Consider the following 22,795-nt stretch of genomic DNA (forward strand, 5'->3'; position numbering starts at 1 on the left):
CCGTCATCCCTGCGCGGCGCTCGCCCGGTTGCCCAGCACGTCGGCCATCCGTTCGGTCACCCTGTCCAGACCGTCGAGCAGCCGGTCGGGCATCACCTCGGACGGGCGTTTCTGGGTGGGCAGGGCGCGGATCGCCTCGATCATCGCGCCCGTCGTCAGACCGTCGCGGCGTTCGTCCAGCATGCGGATCAGGCCCAGCTTTTCCGCCCGGCTGGCGCGGATGTATTGTTCCAGCCGCGGCACGGTGCGGGGCACGATCACGGCGCGCTTGTCGAAGGACAGGACCTCGCAGAACGTGTTGTAGCCGCCCATGCAGATGATCCCGCTGGCGCCTGCGATCAGGGTTTCGATCTGCGATTCGAAGCCCACGGCCTGCACCCGACCGTCCAGCATTTCGATCCGTTCCCCGAACTTCGTCCGCGTCGTGGCATCAAGGAACGGGCCATAGACGATCAGCGCCCGGGGCGAGAGATCCGGCGCCGCCTCGTAGGCCGAAATCACCTGGTCGATCAGCATCTCGCCATCGCCGCCACCGCCGGCGGTGACCAGCAGGTAGGGCTGTTCGGGCGGGGTGTCGACGGTGGTCAGATCGCGGCGGAGGTAGCCCGTCCAGCAGGTCCGAGCACGCATCCGTGGGCTCAGGTCCAGCCCTTCGGTCGGATCGTAGACGGAATGGGCACCGTACACCCAGATTTCGTCGTAATAGCCTTCGACCGCCTCAAGCGCGTTCTTGCGATCCCATTCGGCCTGCAGCACATCGGGTTCATCCAGCACGTCGCGCAGGCCCAGCACGACATGGGTCGTGCCGCCGGCCTTCAGCAGGTCGAGCGTGTCGATCATCTCGCCACGGAAGCCCGTCGGTTCCTTGTCGACGATCAGCACGTCTGGGCGGAAATTCTCGGCCGTGGCACGGATCAGGGCGGCGCGCAGGCTGGTGGTTTCGTCGATATCCATGCCCAGCGCCTGCGCCTCGTAGCTGCCATCGCGCCGCTTGGTGACGCCCGGCAGACGGATGTGATCGACACGTTCCGAAAACGTGAACCGCCCCGCGACGGGAGAGCCCGTGACGATCAGCGCCGAGGCCGTCGGATCGGCCGCCGTGATCGCCTGCGCCAGGGCGCGGGACCGGCGCAGGTGGCCAAGCCCGTAGGTGTCGTGGCTGTAGAGCATGACGCGCGGGGCGCGCGGCACCGGGCCCATGGCCGCGGGTGCCGCGATTTCCAACCCGTGATCAGTTGGTCTGCGGGCCGAAAACGTCATGCGTACAAGGCCTTCGCAGAATGAACGGAAGACGGAGCCTTGCGTTCGGGTCGGGTGGTGCAGCGGCGCAGGCGACGCCCGTTGCCCGGCACCGCGTACAAGAACTCAACTGTCCGGGTCGCGTCTCGCATGTGCCCCCCGGGCCTTCCACCAAGGCCACCGATTACCCGACAAGGTCTGCTCTGGACCCTGTACTGTCAAGTCGCGGCGCTACACGATGCCTTGGCGTTTCGCAACTGGGACATTCCTGCAGGCTCCCGGACAGTGCCCGATTTCCGCGGGGGTTCACGCTGCACTGTTCCACCGCTATGAATTTGCAGCCCCAAGGCCAAATTCTTGGGCAGACCACGATCCCTGACCCCCGCCCGAGGTGACCCTTGCATCAGAACCCGCCGCGCTTGGCTCTTTGGCGTCGCCTGGCGACGGCTCTTGTCCTGCTGTGTGCCCTAGCCTTGCCGGGGCCGCTGGCAGCGCAGTTCATCCCCGGGCTGGGCAGCGGCAGTTCCACCGAAACCGACGAACCGGGTGGCGACGAAGCCCTTGGCGCGGCGATCCGCAAGGCCGCCGACGAGGGCCTGAGCGTCATCATCGTGGACGAAAACGGGCGGCTGATCTCGGCCGTGGCACCCAACGCGCCCGAGGCCGCCGATATCGCCAGCCAGCCGATGGACGGCCCCTCCGGTCTGATGCAGGCGCAAAGCCGGATCCAGCGCTTCCAGGACACGCTGATGACGCGTCTCAGGGCGCTGCCAACCTCGATCATCGAGGTCACCTACATCCTGCGGAAGACCAGCCCGGACGGCCGGATCTCGACCTATGTCCAGGTGCTGGCGACGGTCCTGCTCTTCCTGCTCGCCGCGCAGTTCCTCGTGGGCGAGCTGTACGCAAAACGCGTGCTGGGCCGCGTGATCATCCCGCGCATCATGGAGAGCCCGCAGGGTTACCGCGACAAGATGCCGTTCCTTGCGCTGCGGTTCTGCGGCGGAGTTTCCGTCACCGTGATCACGATCGCCGTGGCCTATATCGGCGCGACCTTGATCTTTGGCCGGATCAACGACATCTCCGTCCAGTTCACCGTCACCGCGATCCTGACGGCCTATGCCATCATCCGCACCGTCGCCGATTTCTGGCGCATGGTGCTGTCGCCCTACCTGCCACAATACCGCATCCCCACCTTCGGTGACCGCGATGCACGGCGGCTGTATCACTGGCTATGGATCCTTGTGGCCTATGACATCGTTACCATCCTGTTTTCGACGTGGATCGCGGATTTCGGGCTGACCTACAACGTCTACGCCGTGATCTACGGCACCATGGGCCTTGTGGGCGCGATCGCCAATATCGTCATGGTGGTGGTCCACGCGCCCGCGATCTCGAACGCGATCCGCGGAGGCCGGTCGCCCGCCCACCTGCCCTGGGCGATCCGGGCCGTTTCTGTCGGGTGGGCGCCGTTCCTGATCCTGTTCGTCGTGATCGGCTGGGTGAACCTGGCCCATGACCTGGTGATGGAACAGCCCATCCCGCTGCCCATGGTCGCCGCCGCCTACCTTGTCTTGCAGGCGATCATGCTGGTCTACGGCGCCGCCAATTACCTGATCGAACGCTACTTCCATCCCGATCCCCTGCCTGCCCTTCCTCACGACGATGAAGACGCGGCCGCTCACGACGCGCTGGCCGCCCCTGAAACACACGACACCCACCCGCCCTTGGTGGTGACGATGAGCAGCTACGAGGAACTGGCCCGCCGCGCGGCCGGCATCATCGCCTTCGCCGCCGGGATCTTCGCCAGCGTCCAGATCTGGCGGTCGAGCTCGTCGCTGCTCCAGGGCCACGTGGTGGAAACGCTCCTGGACATCTCGATCGTCACCTTCGTGGGCTACATCCTGTACCACGCCGCCCGGATCTGGATCGACGGCAAGATGGCCGAGGAGCTGGGCGATGAACCCGCCGAAGCCGAACGCGGCGACGAAGGCGGCGCCGCGGCCTCCAGCCGGCTGGGCACGCTTCTGCCGCTCTTGCGCGGTATCATCCTGTCGGTCGTCTTCGTGACGATCCTGCTGATCGTGCTGATGGAACTGGGGCTGAACGTCTCGCCGCTCTTTGCCGGGGCCGGGGTCGTGGGCATTGCCGTGGGCTTCGGCGCCCAGACCCTGATCCGGGACATCTTCTCGGGTGCCTTCTTCCTGATCGACGACGCATTCCGGAAGGGCGAATACATCGACCTGGGCGACGTGAAGGGAACAGTCGAAAAGATATCGGTCCGGTCGATGCAGCTGCGCCACCACCTGGGCGCGCTGAACACCATTCCCTTCGGCGAGATCAAGGTCCTGACGAACTATTCCCGCGACTGGGTGATAATGAAGCTCCCCCTGCGGGTGACCTACGACACCGACGTCGAAAAGGTGCGCAAGCTGATCAAGAAGCTGGGGCAGGAACTGCTGGACGATCCGGTGATCGGTCAGAACTTCATTGATCCGCTGAAATCCCAGGGTGTGATCGAAATGCAGGACAGCGCGATGATCATCCGCGTGAAGTTCATGACCAAGCCCGGCGACCAGTGGCTGGTGCGCAAGAAGGTCTACGAGGAAATCCGCCAGCTGTTCGAACGCGAAGGCATCCATTTCGCCCACCGCGAGGTGACGGTACGGCTGGCCGAAGGCAACGGGGACGATCTGACTGAAAATCAGAAGAAAGCCGTCGCCGGGGCCGTGCAGCGCACGATCGAGGACGAGGAGCAGGACGACAGCAGCGGTCCCTCTGACGACCGCTGAAGGTTCTTGTTTCTGCCCACGGACTGGGGACGCTGTCCCCAGAAGCCTGAGGTATTTGTGAACCAAAGAAATCGGGGCCGCGCATGTCCCTTCTTCTTTCTCCAAATACTCCGGGGGAGTCCGGGCCGCAGGCCCGGGCGGGGGCGGAGCCCCCTTTTCATGTTCAATGCATCAGTAGAACGGAAGGAATAATCCGGGCGACCGTTCAGCCCAGAGCGTCTGCGAACCGTTCGGCCAGACGCGTTTTTAGGATCTTCCCCGAGGGCGCGGCGGGCAGGTCTTCAGCGATGATGATCCGAGACGGGCGCTTGTAGCCCGCCAGCCGTTCCGCCGCGAAGGCGCGAAGGTCCGCCTCGTCGGGGCGGTTGTCGGGAGAGACCTGAACGAAAGCCACCACCTTTTCGTCGCCGCCCTCCATCATGCCGATCACGGCGCACTGGATCACCTTGGGGTGTTCGTTCAGGGCCGCCTCGACTTCCGGCGGGTAGACGTTGAAGCCCCCGTGGATGATCAGCTCCTTCAGGCGGCCGCGGATATGCAGGTTGCGGCCTTCGTCCATCTGGCCCAGATCGCCGGTCTTAAGCCAGCCGTCGGCATCCAGAACGGCGGCCGTTGCCTCGGGGTTGCGGTAGTAGCCCAGCATGATCTGCGGGCCGCGGGCGACGACTTCGCCCACGCCCTCGCCACCGCCGGGCACGTCCTCGTCGATACGAATCTCCGTGTCGGGCAGTTCGCGGCCGACCGACACGTCGGGATCGCCCAGCGTGTTCCATGTCACCGTCACGGCAGAGCAGGTTTCCGTCAGGCCATAGCCGTTTTGCAGGGGCAGGCCGTAGAACCGTTCCGCGCGGCGTTTCCATTCCGGATCCAGCGGCGCGCCGCCCGAGGATGTGTATTCCAGCGTCGGACTTTCCAGCCGGTCGTGGCCCTGCGACTTCACATATCCCATCAACAACGCGTGCATCTGGGGCACCGCCGGCAGGTGGGTCATGTTCTTCTGCAGTTCGGCATAGAGCTTCTCGACCGAGAAGCGCGTTTCCAGCCGCGCCGTCGCGCCGGAACAGATCGTGGCCGACATGATCGAGGTCAGCCCCATCACATGCGTGAACGGCGCCACGCCATAGAGGATCTTGCCCGGCTCAAGCCCCCGGAAATGCCGGGCCTGCCGCGCGCCATAGAGCAGGTTTGCGTGGGAGAGCATCACGCCCTTGGGATCTCCGGTCGTGCCGGTGGTGTAAAGCAGCGCCGCGACGCGGGTGTCTTCCTCGGGCGCGCTTGGGAACGGTGTCGCCAGATGGACCACGCCAAACGCGCCCGTGACCTCGCGCGCGTCCATACGGGCCGCGTGGCGGGCAGCGTCGGGGGACGCGGCGGTCGTCGCGATCACGGCGGCTGGCTGGCAGTGGGAGAGGACCTTTTCGATCTCGGGCGCGGTCTGGCGGGCGTTGACGGGCACGGCCCAGGCGCCGATGCGCGAGCAGGCGAATATGGTGGCGACCGCGGCGGCGCAGTTTTCCAGCAGGACCAGCACCCGGTCGCCCGGGCGCACCCCGGCATCGGTCAGCACGATGCGCATATCCTCGACCGCGCGCTGCAGGGTCAGGTAGCTGAAGCAGCTGCCATTGCCGTCGATCAGCGCGGTGCGGTCGGGCACATCGCCCACCGAAAGCGTCAGAAGATTGTCCCAGCGTTCCATGTGCCACTCCCCCATGGCGCCGGCGCCCGCGGGCCCCGGCAGATGCGGCCGCGTCCCATGGCGCGCGGTCACCTTTTCAGCTTGTCCTGAGGCACACGCTTGTAGACGCCCGAGGACGTCGCGAGCAGCTTGCCGTCTGCATCGCGCAATTCGCCTTCGATAAACAGTGTGCTGCGTCCACCGCCGGTGATCGTGCCGATGGCGGTGACCTTCCCGGGATGCGCCGCGGCCAGGTACTGCGTCGTCATCGACAGGCTGAGGAACGGAGCCGTGCCGCTGGCATCGACGGAAAGCGAGGCCGAAACCCCGCAGACATTGTCGAGCACCATCGAGATGATGCCGCCATGCAGCACACCGTGGCGGTTCAGGTGCCTGTCGTCGATATCCAGATAGGTCCGGGCGCGCCCGTCGGCGTGGCTGACATCAACCACGTAGCCGACAAGCTTCTGCGCGCCCGTCTCTCCGATTATCAGCCCGTCTTCAGGCGGCGCTGAGGGCAATGAACCGCTCCAGGTGCCAGTCGGTGTCACCGTAGCGGTGATCGGACATGGTGATCCGCTTGGCGAAATGCGCGAGTTCGTACTCCTTCGTCATGGCGATCCCGCCATGCATCTGGATCGATTCCTCGGAGATCAGGCGCCCGACGCGGCCCACGACATTGCGCGTGGCGGCAACGTAGAGATCGCGGGTTTTCGCATCGTCGTCCATGTGCCCGGCGATGTTGATCACGGCAGAGCGGACCTGCTCCAGCTCGATCAGCATGTCGGCCATGCGGTGCGCCAGCGCCTGGAAGGTGCCGATGGGACGACCGAACTGTTCACGGGTCACAAGGTAGCCCTTGGTCAGGTTCGACGCGGTTTCCATGGCACCCAGCGCTTCGGCCGAAATCGCCGCATTCGCACGGGCAATCGCGGTGACGATGGCCGGGTAGGCCTTGCCGGCCTCGCCCAGACGGGCAGACGCAGGCAACTTGACGTCGTCCAGCGTGACTTCCGCGGCGCGACCGCCCTGCATCAGCGGGTAGCCCACCATCGACAGGCCGGCGGCGTCGGCCGGAACGAGGAACAGCGAGATCCCGTCTACATCCGACAGACCGCCGCTTTCGCGGGCCGACACGACGATATAGCCCGCAGCTTCGGCATTGAAGACCACGGCCTTGCGACCGTTCAGAACGATCTCATCGCCCGAGGCCTTGGCGGTGGTTTCCACCTGGCTCAGCTCGTACCGGCTGGAGGGTTCGCCATGGGCGAAGGCCAGATGCAGCGCGCCGCCGATCACTTCCTCGACAAGTTCTTTCTGCTGGTCGGTGCCCAGCGCGGCGATCAGGCCGCCGCCCAGGATGCCCGTTTCGATGAACGGTTCGACGACACCGGCGCGGCCCAGTTCTTCGAACACCGTGGTGATGTCGAAGCCCTTGCCGCCGAAGCCGCCCTCTTCTTCCGTAAACAGCGCGCCGATCACGCCCAGTTCGGCCAGCTCTTCCCAGATCTTGGGGCTGTAGCCTTCGTCGCTGTCGACGATCTTGTTGCGCACGTCCAGCCCGTAACGGTCGGCCAGGAAACGGCGCAGAGTGTCCTGCAGCATCTGCCGCTCTTCGGTCAGCTCGAAATTCATGTGCTTACACTCCGATCTGGGTCTTGGCGATGATGCCACGCTGCACTTCGGACGATCCGCCGAAGATCGTCAGCTTGCGGTTGTTGAAGTACCGCTTGGCCTGCGGGCCCGCGTAGTCCGGGCCGATGGGCTGGTTGTCGCCCTCGACGGCTTCCGACGGGAACGGCATCGCGTAGGGCCCCACTGCGCGGCGGGCAAGGTCGTTGATCTCCTGCCGGATCAGGGTGCCGGTAACCTTCAGCATCGATGCCTCGATCCCCGGGGCCTGTCCCACGGCGGCTTTCGACACGATGCGCAGGTTGGTAGTTTCCATCGCCATCAGGTCGCATTCCACCTGCGCCATCCGCGCGGCGAAGGCCGGGTTTTCGATCAGCGGACGACCGCCCGAGATCTCCTGCTTTGCGATCCGTTTGACCGACGCAAGCGCAGCCTTCGACGCGCCCACGCCGGCAATGTTGGTGCGTTCGTGGGTCAGCAGGTACTTGGCGTAGGTCCAGCCCTTGTTCTCTTCGCCCACAAGGTTTTCGACCGGCACCTTGACGTTGTCGAAGAAGACCTCGTTCACCTCGTGCGTGCCTTCCAGAAGGATGATCGGACGCACTTCGATGCCGGGGGTGTTCATGTCGATCAGCAGGAACGAGATGCCTTCCTGCTTCTTCACCGTGGTGTCGGTGCGGACAAGGCAGAAGATCCAGTCGGCGTACTGGCCCAGCGTCGTCCACGTCTTCTGACCGTTGACGATGTAATGGTCGCCCTCGCGCACGGCGCGGGTTTTCAGGCTGGCAAGGTCCGACCCGGCGCCCGGTTCGGAATAGCCCTGGCACCACCAGTCCTCACCCGACAGGATGCGCGGCAGGTAGTGGTCCTTCTGTTCCTGGCTGCCGAACTTTTGCAGCACGGGGCCAAGCATCGTCAGCCCGAAGGGCACTGTGCGCGGCGCGTTGGCGAAGGCGCATTCTTCTTCGAAGATGTGGCGCTGCACGGCGTCCCATTCGGCGCCGCCATATTCCTTCGGCCAGTTCGGCGCGATCCAACCCTTGTTGTAGAGCGTCTTGTGCCAGGACAGCAGGTCGTCCTTGCCGAGCTCCTGACCCGACTTGGTCTTTTCCACGACGTCCTTCGGCATGTTCTCTTTGAGGAACGTCCGCACTTCCTCGCGGAAGGCGTTCTCCTCGGGGGTGTAGCTCATATCCATGTCAGTTCCCTCCCAATGGCGGTATCAGGCCGCGTCCTTGTTCAGATCGTCAAATGTGCGGCCCTCGGCCACAAGCTGTTCCAGCAGCGGCGCGGGCTGCCAGAAGAAATCGTCGTCCTTCGCATAGGACTTAATGTCGGCCAGCAGTTCTGCCAGCCCGACCATGTCGGCCCATTTCATCGGCCCGCCGCGATAGCGCGGGAAGCCGTAGCCGAACAGGAACACCATATCGACGTCCAGCGGCCGCTTCGCGATGCCTTCGCCCACGACGCGCGCGCCTTCGTTGACCATGGCCGCCATGTAGCGGCGCACGATCTCGTCTTCCGAGAACGTTTTGGGTGTAATGCCGCGTTCGGCGCGCTCGGCCTCGATCAATTCCATCACCTGGGGGTTCGGCACGGTGGCACGGTTCCCGGCAGAGTAATCGTAATAGCCCATGCCCGTCTTCTGGCCCTTGTGGCCGTCTTCGACGAGCTTGTCGGCATAGGTCGACACCCGTTCACGCGGATCGCGATGGGGCGCGAGGCGCTTGCGGGTCATGTAGCCGATATCGAGCCCCGACAGATCGCCAACCGCGAAAGGGCCCATGGCAAAGCCGAAATCGACCAGTGCCTTGTCGATGTCATAGGGCGACGCGCCATCCAGGATCATGTGATCGGCTGCCGTGCGATATTTCGACAGGATCCGGTTGCCGATGAACCCGTCGCAGACGCCGGCGCGGACAGACACCTTGCCCAGCCGCTTGCCCAGCTCGAACCCGGTGGCGGTGACGTCGATGGCTGTCTTGTCGGCCACGACGACTTCCAGCAGCTTCATCACATGCGCGGGCGAGAAGAAGTGCAGCCCGATCACATCCGCCGGACGGCTGGTGGAGGCCGCGATTTCATCGACATCCAGGTACGACGTGTTCGACGCAAGGATCGCGCCCGGCTTGCAGACGGCATCGAGCTTGCCGAAGACCTCTTTCTTGACGCCCATGTCCTCGAACACGGCCTCGACCACAAGATCGACATCCTTCAGGTCTGCGTAATCGTTGCTGGGGGTCAGCGCCTTTTCGGTCAGTGTCTCGAATTTCGCCTGATCGATGCGGCCGCGCTTCACAGCGCCTTGCAAGTTCCCGGCGATCCGGTCCTTCGCGGCAGCGGCGGCCTCGGGCGTCATTTCGATCATGACGACGGGCAGACCGGCCAGCAGCGCCGCGGTGGCGATGCCCGCCCCCATCGTGCCGCCGCCGATGACGCCGATGCTGTTCAGCGGACGCGGGTCGACCCCCTTCAGTTCGGGCAGCTTCGACACCTGCCGTTCCGAGAAGAACGCGTGGATCATGCCCTGCCGCTGATCGGTTTCCATCAACTCGCGGAACAGCGCACGTTCGCGGGCGACACCTTCGGCGAACGGCAGTTCGCACGCGGCCTGCACGGCGCGCACACCATAGGCAGGGGCCAACAGTCCGCGGCCCTTCTTCAGCGTCGCCTCGTAGGCGGCATCGAAATCGATGGGCGCCGGCGCCGGCATTTCGCTGACGGCGCGGCGGGGGGCGTTCGCCTCCAGCAGCTCTTGCGCGTAAGCCAGCCCGATCTCGCGCGGTGCGCCATCGGCGATGCGGTCGATCACGCCCATATCCAGCAGATCCTTCGCGCCGAGCTGACGGCCCGAGGTGACAATATCGATCGCCTTTTCGACACCGATCAGACGCGGCAGGCGCTGGGTGCCGGTGGCGCCGGGAATCAGGCCAAGATTGACCTCGGGCAGACCCATCCGGGCTTTCGGCACGGCGATCCGGTAGTGTGTTGAAAGGGCGATCTCCATCCCGCCGCCCAGCGCGGTGCCGTGCAGGGCCGAGACGACGATCAGCGGGCTTGCCTCGATCGCGTTGCAGACGTCGGGCAGATGCGGCTCTTTCGGGGTCTGGCCGAATTCGCGGATGTCGGCACCCGCGAAGAAGGTCGTGCCCTCGCCATAGATCAGGACGGCCTTGGCACCATCGGCCTCGGCCCGCGCAATTCCGTCGACAAGGCCCTGGCGGACGGCATGGCCCAGCGCGTTGACAGGCGGGTTCTGCGCCGCAAGCACGGCGATGTCACCTATGCGTTCGTATCCGATGACGTCGGTCATGCCGGTCTGTCTCCCTCCTGTCGTCCGGGCCGCTTGCAATGGCCCGGCAAACTGTCCTCTGTCAGGGTTCTATCCGGGTTCCGCAGACAAGCGCAAACCCGCAAAGGCCCCTTGGCGCAAAAATTCCTGTCTTTTGTCAGGACGCGCTAGTTCCGCCCTGCGGAACCGTATTCCACAAATGATCCGCAACGGCAAGCCGCGCGGGCGCGACATTCGGCCTGAGGTCTGTGCAAGATGCAGAAGGGTGCCGGCCGGCCCATCCCGATCTACGCTTCAAGAACCGGCACCTCACGCCACGGAAAGCAAGCCTCAGGCTTACGCAATCCGGCCAAGCGAACCAGATACACCCCAACAATGTCCTATCTGGCGCGTATGTCACGGGGCCCCTACACACTATCGTCATGTGCCTGTCACGATGCGCGGGCACTCAGCGCCGAACCCAAGAAGGAGACCCCCATGACCGATGCGATGTTCGCCGCCCCCGGAAGGTTCTGGCGCGGCAATCTGCACACGCATTCCAACCTGTCGGACGGCGCGCTTGATCCTGCCGAGGTTTGCCGCCGGTACGCGGCGGAAGGGTACGATTTCCTGTCGCTGACCGATCACTTCGTCGGCGCGTATGGATACCCCATCGCCGACACCAAGGCGTTCCGGACGAACAGCTTCACCACCATCCCGGGTGCCGAGCTGCATTCCGGCAAGATGGAAAACGGAGAGCTGTGGCACATCCTTGCCGTGGGCCTGCCCGAAGACTTCGCCCCCGGCAACGCGCCCCATTTCCTGCCGGTCGACGATCAGGAGACCGGCCCCGAGATCGCCCGCCGCGCACGCGAGGCCGGCGCCTATGTCGCCATCGCCCACCCCGAATGGTCCGGCCTGACGACCGAGGACGCCCGCTCCATAGACGCCGCCCACGCGGTCGAGATCTACAACCACGGTTGCGCGATGGGCTGCGACCGTCCGCACGGGTTCTACACGCTGGACCAGTTGCTGACCGAAGGCCGCAGGCTGAACCTTTGCGCCACAGATGACGCGCATTTCACGGAACCCGACAGCTTTGGCGGCTGGGTCATGGTGAAGGCGCAGGAAAACGATCCCGACGCACTGGTCGAGGCTTTGAAGGCCGGGCACAGCTATGCCAGCCAGGGGCCGGAGATCCACAATGTCATCTGGGAAGACCGGCATGTCGTCGTCGAAACCAGCGCCGTGTCTGCCGTCATCGTGCAGGGCAAGGGCGCGGCGGCGACTGCTGTCCATGGCGACAGCATGACCCGTACCCGCGTGCCGCTGGACCGCCTCGCCATCTCACCGTGGATGCGCGTCACGGTCATGGACCGCGCCGGCAAACGCGCGTGGACGAACCCGGTTTACGTGGACTGATCGGACGTTCACTCATCGTCTGGCCCGGGGGCACCCTCGGGCTGCGCCCGACCCTCCCGTCACGCCAAAGGCGTGCCTTCGGCACGACGAGGGCGCATTGGTGATGTCCCGCTCCAAATCTCTGATGAGCGGGAGTTCGGCGCCTCAATCCGGTTCCGGCGTTGCCAGCGCCCACCCAGGGTCGGGCGCAGCCCTTCTTGCACCAGATGATCGTTGGAGAGCATCCCTCCCGCGTAATAATTGTTGACTAGTCAACATAAATACCGTTTCTCGTAAGCCAGATCCGGAATCTGGAGGGGAGACACCATGCGCACGCAAGTCGCGATCATCGGCGGGGGGCCATCGGGGCTGCTTCTGGGGCAGCTCCTGCACCGGCAGGGAATCGATGCCGTCGTGCTGGAACGCCAGACGCGGGACTACGTGCTGGGCCGCATCCGCGCAGGCGTGCTGGAGGAAGGCTTTGTCGACCTGATGGCCGAGGCCGGCGTCGCTGACCGCATGGAGAAAGAGGGCATCCGCCACGATGGCACCGTGCTGGCATTCGGTGAACAGCAGGTCCATATCGACTTCACCCGTTTCGCCGGACGCCCGGTGATGGTCTACGGCCAGACGGAAGTGACCCGCGATCTGTACGACGCGCGCGAGAAGGCGGGGGCCGAAACGTTCTTCAAGGTCGAAGACGTCACGCTCTGCGATGTCGAGACAGACGCGCCCTACGTCACGTTCCGGCACGAGGGCGAAGACAAGCGGCTGGATTGCGATTACATCGCGGGCTGCGACGGGTTTCACGGCGTCAGCCGCACCACTATCCCCGAAAGCGTCCGGACCGAGTTCGAAAAGGTATACCCGTTCGGCTGGCTGGGCATCCTTTCGGAAACGCCCCCGGTGCACGACGAACTGATCTATTCCAATTCCGAACAGGGCTTTGCGCTCTGTTCGATGCGGCACCGGATGCTCAGCCGCTATTACGTCCAGTGCCCGCTGACCAACAAGGCCGAAGACTGGTCCGACGATGCGTTCTGGACCGCGCTCAAGGCCCGGATCCCGCAGGAATACGCCGAACGGATCGTGACCGGCCCGTCGATCGAGAAATCCATCGCGCCGCTGCGGTCCTTCGTGTGCGAACCGATGCGCTGGGGCCGGTTGTTCCTGTGCGGCGACGCCGCCCACATCGTGCCGCCGACCGGGGCCAAGGGGCTGAATTCGGCGGCGTCCGACATCTATTACCTCTACCACGCGCTGCTGGAGCACTATCAGGAAAAAAGCACCGCCGGGATCGAGGCCTATTCCGGGCGCGCGTTGGCGCGGATCTGGAAGACACAGCGGTTCAGCTGGTGGATGACAAGCCTGCTTCACCGCTTCCCGGGGCAGGACCCATTCGATCTGAAGATGCAGCGGGCCGAATTGGCCTTCCTGAACGACAGCGAAGATGCGCAGGCCGCTTTGGCGCGCAATTATGTCGGGCTTCCATATTAGGCCGGATTGCGAAACTATGGCGGCAACCAAGGGGGAGCCGTCGATGGCCACGATCCAGGCGGCCAGCACCGGGCCGCGCCTTTCATGACCGAACCCGTGCGCAAACCGGCGGAAGATGCGCTGTGCCCCGAGGGCCGGCTGTCTGACCCGACACGACCCGTGGATGGCCGGCCGGTCGTGAACGAAGACACCTACGTCCCGCATTTCCTGTCCGCCGTGAACGCCGCGCTGACGTCGAGCGCGTCGGCGCTTTACCTGAAGGAATTCGGGATCGGGGTGACGGAATGGCGGGTGATGTCGTGGCTGGCCTCGACGCCGGGAACATCGGCGGCGCGGATTTCCGAACTGCAGCTGATGGACAAGGCCGCGGTCAGCCGGGCGCTGAAGCAGCTTGAAGCGCAGGGGCTGGCGACAGCGGAACCCACGCCCGGTGACGGGCGGAAACGGAAGGTCGCCCTGAACCAGCGCGGGCTGGAGATGCACGACAATATCCTGCAAGTGGCCCTGAAGCGAGAACGCGACCTGATCGCGGGTGTCGATCCCGAGGATCTTGAGGTCTTCCTGCGCGTGATGCGGATCATGCGGGAGAATGTGCGGGCGTTCTGAAGCGCTGAACTGGCATTCCAAACTTCGACACCTACCGACCCCGGAGCGCGCAGCGGTCCGGTTCGCGCCCGACCCGCGCCCAGGGCGGGCGCGAACCTACCGTTGGATTGCTGAAATGACGTGGCTGTTATCTCGCAGCCGCCAGCAGTCCCTCCACATCCAGATGCTGTTCAACATGGGCCGCCAGCGCGTCGAGCGTGCCCTCCACGCTGGCGTCGTAATCCGCTCCGCTCGCCTCGGCGCCCAGCATCTGCAGGAACGCGGCGCGGAAGCTGTTGTCGCTGAACAGCCCGTGCAAGTACGAGCCCATCACCCGGCCATCCGCGCTGATCGCGCCTTCGGGCCGGCCTTCGACCGTCGCGAACGGACGGGCGGTGTCGGGACCATCCGTATGACCGATATGGATCTCGTAACCGCTCACGGGCGTATCGGTCGCAAGATGGCGGGCCTGCGTGAGCGACAGGCGTTTTTCCGGCAGCATGCGGGTGTCCACGTCCAGCAGGCCAAGGCCCGGGGTCGTGCCTGCGCTGCCTTCGATCCCGTCGGGATCGTGCACGGTATGGCCCAGCATCTGGTAGCCGCCGCAGATCCCCAGCACCCAGCCGCCGCGACGGCGATGGGCGGCAAGGTCCACGTCCCAGCCCTGCCTGCGCAGGAAATCCAGATCCCCGCGCGTGGACTTGCTGCCGGGGAGGATGACGAGATCCGTATCGCCGGGCAGAACCTCCCCCGCCTTCAGAATGCGCAAGCTGACGCCCGGTTCCTGCGCCAGCGGGTCCAGATCGTCGAAATTGGCGATGCGCGAAAGGCCAAGGCAAACGACCCTGAACGCGCCGTCCGTCTGGCGGTGGCGAAGGTCCAGAGCATCCTCGGCCGGGAGTTTCCAGGCATCGCCGAACCACGGCAGCGTCCCGAAGCCGGGCCAGCCGGTGCGGTCGGCGATGTAGGCATAACCATCGTCGAACAGCCGCGGATCGCCGCGGAACTTGTTGATCAGGAAGCCCGCAACCTGGGCACGGTCGGTATCGTCCAGCACAGCCTGCGTGCCGACGATCTGGGCTATGACGCCGCCGCGGTCGATGTCGCCAGCCAGGATCACGGGCACATCGGCGGCCACGGCGAAGCCCATGTTGGCGATGTCTCCGCCGCGCAGGTTGACCTCGGCCGGGGAGCCAGCCCCTTCGACGATCACCAGATCATGGGCGTCGCGCAGGCGGTTGAAGCTGTCCAGCACCGGCGCCATCAGTGTCGGCTTGACCCTCAAGTAATCCCGCGCGGCCAGCAGGGCCTGACGCTTGCCCTGCACCACCAGTTGCGCGCCGGTGTCGGTTTCGGGTTTCAGCAGGACCGGGTTCATGTCGGTATGCGGCGCCAGCCCCGCGGCCCGTGCCTGCAGCGCCTGCGCGCGGCCGATCTCCCCCCCGTCCGAGGTGACGGCGGCATTGTTCGACATGTTCTGCGGCTTGAACGGGGCGACCGAAAGGCCGCGCAGGCGCGCGGCGCGGATCAGCCCTGCCACCAGCATCGACTTGCCGACATTCGACCCCGTCCCCTGCAGCATCAGCGCCCGGCGGGGAGACAAGGGCGTCGTCACGACCTTGAGAACACGGGCGGAAGATCCCCCGGGTCCGGCACGTTTGGGATCGGCAGGCGCGACAGGTGGATCTCGCGCGCCAGCGTCACCGTGGGACGCGCGGCAAACAGGATCGAGCCGATCAGGAAGGACCAGGTGCCAAGCAACACGGTGTCGTCGTAGAAGAACAGGATGCTGCCGATGATGAAGAATATCGCGGCCATGAAATCGATCGCCGTGTAGGCAATCTTGTAGCGCGTCGTGACGCGGCTGTGCGTGGCGGAGGCATGTTGCAGGTCGGGATTGAACATGTGACGGCTCCTTACAGGTAACGAACCCTGTCGGGGTAGATCACCCGCCCCCGTTCGCGCAACCCGCTCAGCCCAGCGATGCGGCGAAACGGGCAACGATTGCGCGCAGGTCAGGGACAGCCAGCATTTCCGCCGCCTCTTCCGCGGGCACCCAGCGGCGTTCGCGGTGGTGTTCCTCCCACTCCGGCGGCTCCAGCATCTCGGTCACTTCCAGCGGATAGACCGCGACGGTGCAGGTCCCGCCCCATTTGTCGAGAAGATAGGAGCCAAGCGGTTCGGCCCCGGCGTCTCCGACGACACCGGCTTCCTCCTGCGCTTCGATGGCGGCGGAGGCTTCGGCGCCGAGACCCGGTTCATGGATGCCCTTGGGCACCAGCCAGTGATCGCCGCTGCTGGACGAGATCAGCAGGATCTGCGGCCCATCCGGGCCCGTGCAATAGGGGATCACGGCAGACTGGCGATAATAGTACGCCGGGCGCGGGCGGCGTTCGGGGCCGTCGAAGTCGGGAAAGGGGAAGTCGTCGGGCAACTCGGAGGAATCGAGCGTCTTGACCAGTTCCGCCACGCCGGGCCGCAACGGCGCACCGGTGGGCAGGCGCAGGATGCGCAGGCGGCCGGGCGGGAAATCGTCGACCGTCCATGTGGCACCGCAAAGCCCCGCAAGCTCGGTCAGGTCCTCAGGGCGGGCGACGACCAGCAGCGTCTTGCAGGGGTCACCGTCCTCGCGCAGGCGGCGCAGGGTGGCGAGCGCATCGACGGCGACCTGCGAGCTGTCCTCGATCGCCTGTGCCGTGTTGCCCCCGGCCTTCAACGCCTTTTCCGCCGATGTCCGTGCGTATTCGAAGGTCGCGGCGATGGTGGCATCGGGCGCCAGGCCCTTTTCGCCCATCCACGACCCCAGACGCTGCATCATCCGCTTGCCGCGATTTCTCAGCGGGCGGTCTTCCTCGGCCCCGTCCCAGCGGCGTTTGCCCGGTCCGGCGGCGATCAGTATGAGATCGAGGCTCATCGCCTCCCCTCCCTTTCATGTGCCCGGCGCGGGGGCGTTCGGCGCTTTACGATGCCCGCCGCCATTGCTTGACGCAGCGGCGCAGCTGCGGACAATCGACCATCTTGCCGGCCTCACCGGCCGGAACGACGATCCGGCGGCGCTGTTTCTGTTCCGGCCAGCGCTTCAGGACCTTTTCGACCCGAAGCGCATAGACCGTCAGTTCGATCTTGCGGCCCTGCCGGACGATGATCTCGCGGAACTGGAATTGCGGGTCGATCCGGCCGATCAGGCCCGCTTCCTCGAACGCCTCCTGCAGGGCCGTGCCGCGCCGCGACTTGCCCGAGACGCGCGCGCCCTTGGGGAAGATCCAGCTGCGAGACGTCCTGGACGTTACCAGGACCAGATGGGCTTTGCCGCCCCGCCTCACGTAGGGCAACACGCCGTATTGCTTGGTGGGCATGTGGTCCTGGCTCTACTCTTTGTTCTGCAACGCCTGCGCCAGCGCCTTGTTCTTGAAACGCTTGTCCTGGGTGACATCTGGCCCGAACCATTCGGGCGGTTTGAAACGGTTGGCGGCCTCTTCACTATCGAATTCGACCTCGACCAGCATCAGCGGGGCAAGCGGGCCCGAGAAGACATCAAGGTAGAAAGTGTGCCCTTTGCCCAGATCGCCGGTCCAGCGTTCCTTTTCCACCCGCCGGCCTTCGGTGGCGGGCCAGAACGTTTCGAACTGGGCCTTGTCGATGGCCACCTCGCGTTCGCCGCGGGTCAGGCCTTCGCCCGATTTCAGGGTCAGGAAATACTTGTCGTCCATCTGGCGCAGGCGCATCTCGACGCTGTCATCGGGCAAGGTCAGGTAACCCTGCCGCACGTCGGCGCGCGACACGCCATCCAGCGACGGCTTCGCCGAGACCAGAAACTTCCGTTCGATTTCCTGTGCGTCTGCCATCATTTGCCTGCCTTCAGACCGAAACGGTCTTGGATTTCATCCCACAGCGCCGCGTAGGCCTTGCCCACCGGGCGATTGGACGCATACGTTCCCACTGGCGCACGGTGAACGCCCATCTTCTCGACATCGGTCGAAAAAGGCAGCGGGGTATTCAGGAACATCTTGCTGTACTCCGTGCCCAGCCGCTCCATCGTCTCGGTGTGAAGCTTCTTGCTGGCCTGCACCATCGAAAAGAACGGCGCGAGCTTCTTCCGGTCCAGCTTGTGTTCCTTGAAGAAGTCCAGAAGCTGTTCAAGCGTCCGTTCCGACAGCGTTGTCGGAATAACAGGCACGATGATGCCGTCGGCCGCCTTGAACACCGATTCCGACAGGGTCGAGATATTGGGCGCGCAATCCAGCAGGATCAGGTCGTAATCGTTGTCGACCGCCTTCAGCGCCTTCTTCAGCCGCGACTGGCTGTTCTTCATCCGGGACAGGAAGATGTCGAAATCGCGGAAGGTCATGTTCGCGGGCAGCACGTCCAGCATGTCGAAATCCGACCCCCGGATCGACTTGATGAACCGCGCCTCGTCCTTGAAGAACTTGTCTTCCACCAGCTTCTTCGAGGGCTTGATCCGGAAATAGAAGCCCGAGGCGCCCTGCGGATCCAGATCGCAGATCAGCGTCCGAAGCCCGGCCTGCGCCGCGGCATAGGCGAGGTTGACCGAGGTCGCCGTTTTGCCGACGCCGCCCTTGTTGCTGTAACAGGCAATGATCCTCATCTCAGGTCTCCTTGAACAGTGCCCGGAAGGCGTCTTGCGTTTCTGCGCTGTCGAATTGCGCGAAGCTTGCCACCACGCGGCTGCGTTCCTTCAACTGGCGCTGGTGCAGCACCGCGATCAGCGCGCCGATGGACCGGGCGATGACCAGATCCTGCTTGCGGCCCCGGCCCGCCTTCTGGTCCAGGAAATCCTGCAGCGATTCCTGCTGTACGGAATAGTCGTTGAACAGGCCCAGGTTGTCTTGCAGCACCTTCAAGGGCTTGATCAGCCCCTTGATATCCTTCGCCGGGAATAGCGGTGCGAAGAATTCCATCAGGTAGCGCAGTTTCTTGCAGCTGATGCGCAGTTCATGCACCTCTTCGTCCGGCGTCTGATCGTCGATGGACCGCGCGATCTTGCAGACCTTGCGATACCGCTTCCAGATCAGCGCGCAGGCATAGTCATGCGCCGGGCGGTCGGCCTGGGGGCCGCGCTTCAGTTTCTTCGGATCGGCGAACTGCGCCTGCAGCTTCTGCATCTGCTTCGCGTAATCCGCACTGCCCAGCCGCCGAGCGATCGCCCGCTGCGCCGCGTTCCGTTCCTTGGCGAACATGTCGAACATCGCGGTCAGGCCGTCATGCATCGCCGGTGGGACCAGATCGAAATAGGTGTCACGCTCCAGCAGGTAGACATCCAGATCCCGCAGGCGGCCCGTTGGGGCCATCAGGTCGGAAAACGTTTCCTTCAGCCGCGCGGTTTCCTCGTCCGAGAAGACGCCCTTGAACAGGCTGATGACCGACCGGATCTTGCGCAGCGCCACGCGGTAATCGTGGAGGTATTCGGTGTCGTAGTCCGCGATCACCCCGGCTTCGGTCCGGCGCGCGACATCCAGAAAGGCGCGGATGATGTCGATGGCAGCCTGAAACGCGGTCTCGTCCCCCGACATTGCAACCGTCGGCTTGGGATCGAAATCGTGCGTTTCGGGGAACAGCCGGGCGTAGAGATCCCTGGCCTTCAGTTCCGGCCCGTCTGCCACGGTCTGCACGCGGCTTCCCAGCGCCTCGAACGATTTCTCGTACCCGCGCAGGGGCTGGAGCGAGACGAGCGTGATCTCCTCTCCACCGCCCGCGGGCGCCAGCGTGGAAAACCGGACGCGCGCGTGGGTCTTTTCCTCGTCATCCTTGGCGGCGGCGAAGGATTGTTGCAGCGTACCGCGGCCCACGACCTGAAGCGTGCGCAGATCGGACACGAAGGACAACGCGTCCTTCACCGGGCCGTCGGCCAGGTCGGCCACGTAATTGCCACGGCGTTTCGCCGCCTGCGACTTCACCACGCCGCCGGGCTGCATCAGGTGCAGCGTGCCGCCGGAATCGATCAGCACGGCGCCGGATTTGCGCACCGCCTGGTCGAAACTGTCCAGAAGCTCGAATCCAGCCGGTTCGGTTGCATCCGGCTTGTCCAGCGCCAGCTTGCCCAGCGTCTCGCCCAGTGCGTCGGCCGAAACGGCCCCGGCAAGGATCAACATGTCAGAGGTATCGGGGGTCATTTATCCTGTTTCTTGCCTTTGGCCAAGTAGTCGTCGATCAGTGCCGCGACGATCTTCTGGACCGAACTGTTCTCTTCGATCGCCCGTATCTTGAGCGCCTTCAATGTCTTGCCGTCCAGGCGCAGGGACGTGTTCTTTCGGTTGTCCTTGCCGGAGCCCTGATCAGCGCCTTTTGTCTTCGCCATGGCATCACCTGCGCCTTCATGACGTCATGATAGCACGTGTATATACATTTTCAACCCGCCCCGGCGAAATCCGGCCGGGAAATCGTGACATCCGGCGCCTGCGTCCCGGCGCGGGCCATTGCACTGCGCGCCCTATCCTTTATGACGTGCCAGCCGATCCCGGAGCCTGCCCCGATGTCCCTGCGCAAGAAAATCGCCAACAGCGAAACGCTGAACAACGCGGTCGAATCCATGATCGTCCGCTACATGAAGTTTGCCTACCGTACCTCCAGCTGGAAGCGTATCGGCTACGAGGAAATGGACAAGGCCGGCGAAAACGGCGAACCGATCATCGCCGGGCTGTGGCACCAGCGGCTGATGATGGGGCCGTGGTTGTGCGACCTGTCCCGCCATCGCATGTGCACCCTGACGACCGATGCCCGCGCCGGACGGATGGCCGGCAATGTCCAGCTCAGGCTGGGGATGGAAAACATCAAGATGAGCTCGCACAAGCGCCATATCGCGCTGTCGCGCGAGGTCCTGGCGCGGATGAACGACGGCTGTTCCATCGGCATCGCCTGCGATGGGCCGCGGGGGCCGGCGCGGATTTCGTCCAACGTGCCGCTGGTCTGGGCGCGGACCTCGGGCGCGCGGATCTTCCTTGTGGCCTTTTCGGCCAAACGCGTCTGGGCCCTGCCGACATGGGACCGCATGTTCATGCCCTGCCCCTTCACCAGGGGCGTGTTCATCAGCCGCGAATGGGATCAGAAGGTGCCGCGCCGCGCCAGCGCCGAGGAATTCGAAGCCCTGCGCGTGAAGTTCCAGGAAGACCTCGATGCCCTCACGGCCGAGGCCGACCGTCTTGCCGGGCGCAAACTGGTGGAATTTCAGACCTGACGCTGGGGTAGCTTTGCCATTATCGTTGATCTTGCCGGGTACCGGCGTTTTTCAGAACAATCAGCGATTGAACACATGGCTTCCACACACACAGTCTATTTCGCCACGAACCGGCACCCCAAGCGGCTCAGCTCTACCGACCCCGAGGATCTGACCGGCGATTTCAACCATGACAAGCCCTATGCCTTCCGCATCGGGTCGGCCACGGCGACGCTCAGCGGGACCAACCCGCTGAAGGACAGCGCGTGGTCTTTCAAGTCATACGACCTCGCGCGGGAACGGTTACGACAGTCGAGCCCGGAGCTCGGCTCCGACAAGATCCTGCCCGAGATCCGCGAGCATCTGAAGGAAACGAAGTCCGACGTGATGATCTTCCTGCACGGCTTCGCGAACGATTTCGAGAACTCGATCCTGCGCGCCGCGCAGTTGCAGCAGGTCTATTCCACTGCCGACCGCCCCCTGACCGTCTTCCTGTTCGCATGGCCATCAGATGGCGAATCGGCGCTGGTCCGGCCCTATTTCAACGACCGGATCGACGCCAAGGCCTCGGGCGAGGCGATGGGCCGGGCGCTGAAACGTTTCGTGCAATTCCTGCGGGAAATGCTGATGGAAGACGAACGCACCATCCGCGAAGCCCGCGTGAACGGGACCGAACTGACCGACGACATGCTTGTCGCCTGCGACCGCAAGGTGCACCTGATGGCGCATTCGATGGGGAACTGGGCGCTGCGGTGGGCGATGAAGGCCTATAACGAACTCACATCCCGCCGCTTCCCGCAGATCTTCGAACATGTCTTCCTGATGGCCGCCGACGAAGATGCCAACGCGCTGAGCGACGATTCCAAGCTGGGCTGCCTGACCGAGCTGGGCGAACAGATCCACGTCTACCACGCCAAGGACGACCGGGCGCTGATGATCTCGGACGAGACGAAGGGAAACCCGGACCGACTGGGCAGCCGCGGCCCCGAGGACTGGCTGCTTCTGCCGGAAAACATCTTCGCCGTGGATTGTGCCGACGTATCGGACACGACGATCGTCGATGCACGCCACCAGTACTACCGGGCGCGGTCCGAGGTGATTACCGATGTTCAGATGACCCTCGCCGGGCAAGGCCCCGAAGGCCGCAAGGGGCGGAAGGAAATACGTCCCGGCCGGGCGTGGCGGTTGATCGAAGCCTAGGGTTTACTGGCCGCCTCCAGCGCACGGACCACGAGTTTCTCCCCTCAGCAAACGAAAAAGGGCCGGAGTGATCCGGCCCTTGGTCTCGTCCGGGGAGCCTGGCGGTAGGGTGCGTTGTCTCCACGCACCTTTGGCCGAAGCGCCCGGTTTTCCCGGGGCGGGGTCCCGGCTGCTCCGCGTTGCGGAACCGCCTGCCACCCGCCAATCGAACGGCGGAGCCGTTCGACTTACTCGATGATCTTCGACACCACGCCGGCGCCGACCGTGCGGCCGCCTTCGCGGATGGCGAAGCGCAGGCCGTCTTCCATCGCGATCGGCGCGATCAGCTCGAC

21 protein-coding genes are annotated in these 22,795 nt (G+C 64.6%); 6 read left to right on the top strand and 15 right to left on the bottom strand.

Features of this window, described 5'->3' with window-relative positions:
• Positions 1 to 3: 3 nt before the first annotated feature.
• Positions 4 to 1,200, bottom strand: a complete 1,197-nt coding sequence (locus D4754_RS21560; RefSeq protein WP_121068014.1) for a glycosyltransferase family protein — start codon at positions 1,198 to 1,200, stop codon at positions 4 to 6.
• 458 nt (positions 1,201 to 1,658) lie between these two features.
• Here D4754_RS21560 and D4754_RS21565 point away from each other — a divergent pair, with 458 nt between their 5' ends.
• Complete coding sequence (locus D4754_RS21565) at positions 1,659 to 4,031, top strand: mechanosensitive ion channel family protein (RefSeq protein WP_121067986.1); 2,373 nt, start codon at positions 1,659 to 1,661, stop codon at positions 4,029 to 4,031.
• Positions 4,032 to 4,236: 205 nt separating this feature from the next.
• Here D4754_RS21565 and D4754_RS21570 read toward each other — a convergent pair whose 3' ends face one another.
• The 5 genes from D4754_RS21570 to D4754_RS21590 all read right to left on the bottom strand — a co-directional run bounded on the left by D4754_RS21570 (position 4,237) and on the right by D4754_RS21590 (position 10,651).
• The gene (locus D4754_RS21570) at positions 4,237 to 5,727 is read right to left on the bottom strand and encodes a class I adenylate-forming enzyme family protein (protein ID WP_121068016.1); all 1,491 of its coding nucleotides are present in this window, start codon (positions 5,725 to 5,727) and stop codon (positions 4,237 to 4,239) included.
• Positions 5,728 to 5,795: 68 nt separating this feature from the next.
• A complete protein-coding gene (locus D4754_RS21575) occupies positions 5,796 to 6,227 on the bottom strand; it encodes a PaaI family thioesterase (RefSeq protein WP_121067988.1) in 432 nt (143 codons plus the stop codon).
• Positions 6,208 to 7,341 carry an acyl-CoA dehydrogenase family protein gene (locus D4754_RS21580; RefSeq protein ID WP_121067990.1) on the bottom strand — a complete coding sequence of 378 codons (1,134 nt, stop codon included), beginning with the start codon at positions 7,339 to 7,341 and terminating at the stop codon, positions 6,208 to 6,210. Before D4754_RS21580 ends, D4754_RS21575 begins: the two co-directional genes overlap by 20 nt.
• Positions 7,342 to 7,345: 4 nt before the next feature.
• Entirely contained in the window at positions 7,346 to 8,536 is a 1,191-nt protein-coding gene (locus D4754_RS21585) for an acyl-CoA dehydrogenase family protein (protein ID WP_121067992.1), read from the bottom strand.
• Between the two features lie 24 nt (positions 8,537 to 8,560).
• Positions 8,561 to 10,651: a 3-hydroxyacyl-CoA dehydrogenase NAD-binding domain-containing protein gene (locus D4754_RS21590; protein ID WP_121067994.1), complete on the bottom strand. Its 2,091-nt coding sequence runs from the start codon at positions 10,649 to 10,651 to the stop codon at positions 8,561 to 8,563.
• Between the two features lie 456 nt (positions 10,652 to 11,107).
• On the opposite strand from D4754_RS21590, the gene D4754_RS21595 reads away from it, so the two are divergent.
• The 3 genes from D4754_RS21595 to D4754_RS21605 all read left to right on the top strand — a co-directional run bounded on the left by D4754_RS21595 (position 11,108) and on the right by D4754_RS21605 (position 14,113).
• Positions 11,108 to 12,031: a PHP domain-containing protein gene (locus tag D4754_RS21595; RefSeq protein ID WP_121067996.1), complete on the top strand. Its 924-nt coding sequence runs from the start codon at positions 11,108 to 11,110 to the stop codon at positions 12,029 to 12,031.
• Positions 12,032 to 12,337: 306 nt separating this feature from the next.
• Complete coding sequence (pobA, locus tag D4754_RS21600; protein WP_121067998.1) at positions 12,338 to 13,507, top strand: 4-hydroxybenzoate 3-monooxygenase; 1,170 nt, start codon at positions 12,338 to 12,340, stop codon at positions 13,505 to 13,507.
• Between the two features lie 84 nt (positions 13,508 to 13,591).
• On the top strand, positions 13,592 to 14,113 hold the full coding sequence (locus tag D4754_RS21605) for a MarR family winged helix-turn-helix transcriptional regulator (protein ID WP_121068018.1): 522 nt from the start codon (positions 13,592 to 13,594) through the stop codon (positions 14,111 to 14,113).
• Positions 14,114 to 14,240: 127 nt separating this feature from the next.
• On the opposite strand, the gene D4754_RS21610 is transcribed toward D4754_RS21605, so the two are convergent.
• From D4754_RS21610 to D4754_RS21645, 8 genes are all read right to left on the bottom strand, one after another.
• Positions 14,241 to 15,674, bottom strand: a complete 1,434-nt coding sequence (locus tag D4754_RS21610; protein WP_121068020.1) for a cobyric acid synthase — start codon at positions 15,672 to 15,674, stop codon at positions 14,241 to 14,243.
• Positions 15,675 to 15,703: 29 nt separating this feature from the next.
• The gene (locus tag D4754_RS21615) at positions 15,704 to 15,997 is read right to left on the bottom strand and encodes a YrhK family protein (RefSeq protein WP_121068000.1); all 294 of its coding nucleotides are present in this window, start codon (positions 15,995 to 15,997) and stop codon (positions 15,704 to 15,706) included.
• Positions 15,998 to 16,064: 67 nt separating this feature from the next.
• The gene (locus D4754_RS21620) at positions 16,065 to 17,006 is read right to left on the bottom strand and encodes an NUDIX hydrolase (protein ID WP_121068002.1); all 942 of its coding nucleotides are present in this window, start codon (positions 17,004 to 17,006) and stop codon (positions 16,065 to 16,067) included.
• A gap of 46 nt (positions 17,007 to 17,052) precedes the next feature.
• Positions 17,053 to 17,448 carry an NUDIX hydrolase gene (locus D4754_RS21625; RefSeq protein ID WP_121068004.1) on the bottom strand — a complete coding sequence of 132 codons (396 nt, stop codon included), beginning with the start codon at positions 17,446 to 17,448 and terminating at the stop codon, positions 17,053 to 17,055.
• Between the two features lie 12 nt (positions 17,449 to 17,460).
• Positions 17,461 to 17,937 carry a CYTH domain-containing protein gene (locus D4754_RS21630; RefSeq protein ID WP_121068022.1) on the bottom strand — a complete coding sequence of 159 codons (477 nt, stop codon included), beginning with the start codon at positions 17,935 to 17,937 and terminating at the stop codon, positions 17,461 to 17,463.
• Positions 17,937 to 18,698 (bottom strand): ParA family protein, encoded by a 762-nt coding sequence (locus tag D4754_RS21635; protein WP_121068006.1) that lies wholly within the window; start codon positions 18,696 to 18,698, stop codon positions 17,937 to 17,939. Before D4754_RS21635 ends, D4754_RS21630 begins: the two co-directional genes overlap by 1 nt.
• A gap of 1 nt (position 18,699) precedes the next feature.
• Complete coding sequence (locus tag D4754_RS21640; protein ID WP_240453973.1) at positions 18,700 to 20,223, bottom strand: CHAD domain-containing protein; 1,524 nt, start codon at positions 20,221 to 20,223, stop codon at positions 18,700 to 18,702.
• Positions 20,220 to 20,408: a hypothetical protein gene (locus tag D4754_RS21645; RefSeq protein WP_121068008.1), complete on the bottom strand. Its 189-nt coding sequence runs from the start codon at positions 20,406 to 20,408 to the stop codon at positions 20,220 to 20,222. Before D4754_RS21645 ends, D4754_RS21640 begins: the two co-directional genes overlap by 4 nt.
• Before the next feature lie 174 nt (positions 20,409 to 20,582).
• On the opposite strand from D4754_RS21645, the gene D4754_RS21650 reads away from it, so the two are divergent.
• Both D4754_RS21650 and D4754_RS21655 read left to right on the top strand, forming a co-directional pair.
• Positions 20,583 to 21,284 carry a lysophospholipid acyltransferase family protein gene (locus D4754_RS21650; RefSeq protein ID WP_121068010.1) on the top strand — a complete coding sequence of 234 codons (702 nt, stop codon included), beginning with the start codon at positions 20,583 to 20,585 and terminating at the stop codon, positions 21,282 to 21,284.
• Between the two features lie 75 nt (positions 21,285 to 21,359).
• Positions 21,360 to 22,463, top strand: a complete 1,104-nt coding sequence (locus D4754_RS21655) for an alpha/beta hydrolase (RefSeq protein ID WP_121068012.1) — start codon at positions 21,360 to 21,362, stop codon at positions 22,461 to 22,463.
• 227 nt (positions 22,464 to 22,690) lie between these two features.
• Here the strand turns inward: D4754_RS21655 and D4754_RS21660 are convergent.
• A partial coding sequence (locus D4754_RS21660) for an EF-Tu C-terminal domain-related protein (protein ID WP_149788994.1) occupies positions 22,691 to 22,795 on the bottom strand: 105 nt, incomplete at its 5' end.

Origin of the sequence: Chachezhania antarctica (genome assembly GCF_003646465.1) — a bacterium.
GTDB classification, from domain to species: domain Bacteria; phylum Pseudomonadota; class Alphaproteobacteria; order Rhodobacterales; family Rhodobacteraceae; genus Chachezhania; species Chachezhania antarctica.

Excerpts from the sequence above, each read along its gene's own strand:
- D4754_RS21590 (WP_121067994.1), bottom strand. The coding sequence starts at position 10,651 with ATGACCGACGTCATCGGATACGAACGCATAGGTGACATCGCCGTGCTT.
- D4754_RS21650 (WP_121068010.1), top strand. The coding sequence starts at position 20,583 with ATGTCCCTGCGCAAGAAAATCGCCAACAGCGAAACGCTGAACAACGCG.
- D4754_RS21605 (WP_121068018.1), top strand. The coding sequence starts at position 13,592 with ATGACCGAACCCGTGCGCAAACCGGCGGAAGATGCGCTGTGCCCCGAG.
- D4754_RS21645 (WP_121068008.1), bottom strand. The coding sequence starts at position 20,408 with ATGGCGAAGACAAAAGGCGCTGATCAGGGCTCCGGCAAGGACAACCGA.
- D4754_RS21580 (WP_121067990.1), bottom strand. The coding sequence starts at position 7,341 with ATGAATTTCGAGCTGACCGAAGAGCGGCAGATGCTGCAGGACACTCTG.
- D4754_RS21625 (WP_121068004.1), bottom strand. The coding sequence starts at position 17,448 with ATGCCCACCAAGCAATACGGCGTGTTGCCCTACGTGAGGCGGGGCGGC.
- pobA (WP_121067998.1), top strand. The coding sequence starts at position 12,338 with ATGCGCACGCAAGTCGCGATCATCGGCGGGGGGCCATCGGGGCTGCTT.
- D4754_RS21595 (WP_121067996.1), top strand. The coding sequence starts at position 11,108 with ATGACCGATGCGATGTTCGCCGCCCCCGGAAGGTTCTGGCGCGGCAAT.
- D4754_RS21610 (WP_121068020.1), bottom strand. The coding sequence starts at position 15,674 with ATGCTGCAGGGGACGGGGTCGAATGTCGGCAAGTCGATGCTGGTGGCA.
- D4754_RS21615 (WP_121068000.1), bottom strand. The coding sequence starts at position 15,997 with ATGTTCAATCCCGACCTGCAACATGCCTCCGCCACGCACAGCCGCGTC.
- D4754_RS21620 (WP_121068002.1), bottom strand. The coding sequence starts at position 17,006 with ATGAGCCTCGATCTCATACTGATCGCCGCCGGACCGGGCAAACGCCGC.
- D4754_RS21655 (WP_121068012.1), top strand. The coding sequence starts at position 21,360 with ATGGCTTCCACACACACAGTCTATTTCGCCACGAACCGGCACCCCAAG.
- D4754_RS21585 (WP_121067992.1), bottom strand. The coding sequence starts at position 8,536 with ATGGATATGAGCTACACCCCCGAGGAGAACGCCTTCCGCGAGGAAGTG.
- D4754_RS21630 (WP_121068022.1), bottom strand. The coding sequence starts at position 17,937 with ATGGCAGACGCACAGGAAATCGAACGGAAGTTTCTGGTCTCGGCGAAG.
- D4754_RS21635 (WP_121068006.1), bottom strand. The coding sequence starts at position 18,698 with ATGAGGATCATTGCCTGTTACAGCAACAAGGGCGGCGTCGGCAAAACG.
- D4754_RS21570 (WP_121068016.1), bottom strand. The coding sequence starts at position 5,727 with ATGGAACGCTGGGACAATCTTCTGACGCTTTCGGTGGGCGATGTGCCC.
- D4754_RS21640 (WP_240453973.1), bottom strand. The coding sequence starts at position 20,223 with ATGACCCCCGATACCTCTGACATGTTGATCCTTGCCGGGGCCGTTTCG.
- D4754_RS21560 (WP_121068014.1), bottom strand. The coding sequence starts at position 1,200 with ATGGGCCCGGTGCCGCGCGCCCCGCGCGTCATGCTCTACAGCCACGAC.